This is a genomic window from Thioalkalivibrio sp., from assembly GCF_007692535.1.
Classification (GTDB): Bacteria; Pseudomonadota; Gammaproteobacteria; order Ectothiorhodospirales; family Ectothiorhodospiraceae; genus Thioalkalivibrio.
This window is the reverse complement of record NZ_REBW01000027.1, coordinates 1-3,740: the sequence shown is the minus strand read 5'-3', so window position 1 is coordinate 3,740 and position 3,740 is coordinate 1. Positions and strand designations below refer to the sequence as shown.

The 3,740-nt window shown below is 66.1% G+C and carries 2 protein-coding genes; both read left to right on the top strand.

Annotated features, from left to right (window positions below; genetic code table 11):
• The first annotated feature begins 161 nt into the window (after positions 1 to 161).
• Positions 162 to 2,696 carry an ABC transporter substrate-binding protein gene (locus EA346_RS00435; RefSeq protein WP_296754247.1) on the top strand — a complete coding sequence of 845 codons (2,535 nt, stop codon included), beginning with the start codon at positions 162 to 164 and terminating at the stop codon, positions 2,694 to 2,696.
• Between the two features lie 17 nt (positions 2,697 to 2,713).
• Positions 2,714 to 3,740 (top strand): ABC transporter permease (locus tag EA346_RS00430; protein ID WP_296754244.1); only part of this gene is annotated, 1,027 nt, incomplete at its 3' end.

Sequence of the window (3,740 nt, the reverse complement as noted above, 5' to 3'; positions counted from 1 at the left end):
TAAACTCGAGATGGAACTGAGCCAGGGCTGATTCCGGCCCTTTCGGAACTACCGGCCAACCGACGTTTCTAACGGAATTCCGTAACCACCTTGTCAGGGCACGGGAGCGTTGTCTATCGTGTCCCTGACATGCCTGCGACAGGGGTTTCTTCCCCGAAATGATGAGCAAGATCGGACTCACTGCCACCGCGCTGCTCCTCGTGGGAATCGTCGGTGCGCTCTTTCTGCGCCCGGAGGTCACGAGTCCCGACCAGCCTTCCGGCCGTGTCGGCGACCGTGGTGCCGTCGGTGATCCCGCCGAGCGGACCGGGGCGCTGGTCGATCAGATCGTATTCACCCAGGAGTCCGACGTCGGCAAGGTAACCGGGCTGATCGAGAGCGGAACGCATCACCTGTTCGGACAGGGTGTCAGCAGCACCACGGTGTTCCAGCGCCTGCGGGATTCCGAGCGCGCGACTTATGCCCTCGCCTACGGCTCGTCGATGGAACTGACGGTGAACCCGGCGGGTCCGCATTTCGCCAACGGCGAACTGAACCCCTTCCACGTTTCCGAAATCCGCGAAGCGCTGAACCGGCTGATCAACCGGCGCTACGTCGCGGAGGAACTCTACGGCGGGCTGGCGGTACCCCGCTACCTGCCCCTGAACACGGTCTTCCCCGACTACGCGCGGCTCGCCGAAGTCGCGCGCGCGCTCGAACTGCGCTACCAGCACGATCCCGAACGCGCGGAACGGGTGATCCGTGTGGAAATGGAACGCCTCGGCGCGAGCTTTGAGAACGGCCAGTGGATGTACCAGGGCCAGCCGGTTCGGGTCAGCGTGCTGATCCGCACCGAGGACGCACGCAAGCGGGTCGGCGACTATGTCGCGAACCTGATGGAGGATCTCGGATTCCGCGTCGAGCGGCTGTACCGCACCGCCGAGGAGGCGTCGCGCATCTGGATCGCGGGCGACCCGCACTCCGGGCGCTGGCACCTGTATACCGGCGGCTGGATCTCCACGGTGATCAACCGCGATCTCGCCGACAATTTCAGCTACTACTACACACCGCGCGGCCGGCCGGAGCCGCTCTGGCAGGTCTATACCCCGGATCCGGAGTTCGACGAGATCGCGGACCGCCTGCAGCGCAGGGACTACACGGACTGGGACGAACGCCAGGCGCTGATGACGCGCGCGCTCGAACTGGCGATGGCTGACTCGGTGCGCATCTGGGTCGTCGATCAGCTGAACGTGTTCCCCCATTCCCGCGAAGTCGAACTGGCGGTCGATCTGGCGGGTGGCATCTCCGGCTCGCGGCTGTGGCCCTATACGATCCGCTTCCGGGATCGGGTCGGCGGCAGCGTCGTGTTCGCCGTCCCCAGCCTGCTGACCGAACCCTGGAACCCGGTGGCCGGCAGCAACTGGATCTTCGACACCATGATCATCCGCGCGCTCGCGGACATCGAGTTGGTACCGGACCCGTTCACTGGACTGTACTGGCCGCAGCGAATCGATCGCGCGGAGGTGACCGTGCAGGAGGGGGTGCCGGTGATCCGCAGCCACGACTGGCTCACGCTCGACACCCTCCCGGAGATCGAGGTCCCGGAGGACACCTGGATCGACTGGGACACCACGTCGGGACGTTTCGTCACCGTGGGTGAACGCCATCCCGAGGGCATCACGGCCAGAACCCGGACACGCGTGTACTACGAAGCGGGTTTCCTCGACCGTGACTGGCATGATGGCTCACCCATGTCGCTCGCAGACATGGTGCTGCCCTGGATCCTGACCTTCGAGCGCGCGGAGGAGGACAGCCCGCTGCATGACCCCAGCCACGTACCGACCTTCGAGGTCTTCCAGCGTCATTTCCGCGGCTGGCGGATCGTTTCGCGGGATCCACTCGTGGTGGAGATCTACAGCGATCAGATCTATCCCGACGCGGAGACCATCGTCTCGGCGCGTACGCCCTCGATCTCCCCCTGGCACGCGCTGGCGATGGGCATGCGCGCGGAAATCTCCGGCGATCTCGCATTCTCCTCGAACAAGGCGGACCGGATGGCGGTAACCTGGATGAACCTGGTCGCGGGTCCAAGCCTCCCGATCCTGGACCGGCATCGCGAAGCGGCGCTTGCGGATGACTATCTGCCCTTTCCCGCGACCCTTGGCGACTTCACCGAACCGGGCGAGGCCACCCGACGCTTCCTCGCACTCGCGGAATGGCGGGACCAGCGCGGTCACTACTGGGTCGGGGACGGGCCGTTCTACCTGCACTCCGTCCACCCGCTCGAACGGGCGATCGTGCTGCGCCGCTTCGAGGACTTCCCGGACCCCTCCGACAAGTGGCTGCGGTTCACCCAGCCGGCCATTCCGGAACTCGAACTGGACGGCCCGATGGTCGTCACCTCCGGGGAATCCGCCGACTTCACGCTGCGCGTGAGCTTCCTGGGCGAGCCTTACCCGGAAGACGAGATCGAGAGCGTCCAGTACCTGCTGTTCGACGGCACCGGCAGCCTCGCCCGTAAGGGCACCCTGTCGCCCGCCGGGGACGGCGCCTGGCCATTGCGGCTCGAGCCGGAGGAGCTGGCGACACTGGGCAGCGGCGCGAACAGCCTCGAGCTGGCGGTGATCTCGCGGCTGGTCGCCCTTCCCTCCTTCGCCTCGCAGGTCTTCGCCACCGTGCCCGCGCGTGAGACCCCACAACCCGGGGGCCAGCCGTGACCGGTTCCTCAGGCGCCATGGCGACACCGGGACGCGGCGTCCTGCGTGATCTGCGGCGCCTCACGCTCTTCACCATCAAGCGTCTCGCCGCCCTGTTCCTGACCGTGCTGGTCGGGGTCTACCTGACCATCCTGATCGCCAACATGGGCGGGCAGGTGGACGAACTGCGGATGGTGCAGATCCAGAGTACCGTCGCGGAGCAGGTGCGGGCCGACCCCGCCTTCTTCGATCTCAGCCCGCAGGAGCGCAACGCCCTGATCGAACGGCGGGTGCAACTCGACGTGGAGCGTCTGCGCCTGGACCAGCCGTTCATCGTGCGCAGTGTGGACTACCTGCAGCAGGCGATCCGGCTGGACCTTGGGCGGGCCGAGCACATGCACAGCGATCGCGGCGCCCGCGAGGTGTACTGGATCATCGTCGAACGCCTGCCAGCCACCCTGCTGCTGTTCGGCACCGCGAACCTGCTGGTGTTCTTCGCCTCCGTGTTCATCGCGCTGGGGTTGTCGCGGCGCTACGGCAGCGCACTCGACCGTTCGGTGATCGCGCTGGCGCCCAGTTCGGCTGCGCCGGGATGGTTCTACGGCATTTTCCTGATCCTGATCTTCGCGTTCCTGCTCCCGATACTGCCGGCCGGCGGCATGGTCGACGTGCCACCGCCGGAAGGCACACTCGCCTACGCGGCGAGCCTGCTGCGGCACATGCTGCTGCCAGTCGCGGCGATGTTCCTCTCCACGATCTTCATCTCGATCTACTCCTGGCGGACCTTCTTCCTGATCCACTCCAGCGAGGACTACGTCGAGATGGCCCGTGCCAAAGGCCTGCCGTCCCACATGATCGAACGCCGCTACGTGCTGCGCCCGACGCTGTCGCCGATCATCACCAGTTTCGCGCTGATGCTGATCGGTCTGTGGAGCGGCGCGATCATCCTCGAGCAGGTCTTCAACTGGCCAGGGCTAGGCACCCTGCTGTTCCAGGCCATCGGACACCGGGACACGCCGGTGATCATCGGCACGGTGGTGATCTTCGCCTACCTGCTGGCGGTCA

What these genes read in the sequence shown, in the direction of transcription:
- EA346_RS00435 (WP_296754247.1), top strand. Translation starts at nt 162, where the DNA reads ATGAGCAAGATCGGACTCACTGCCACCGCGCTGCTCCTCGTGGGAATC.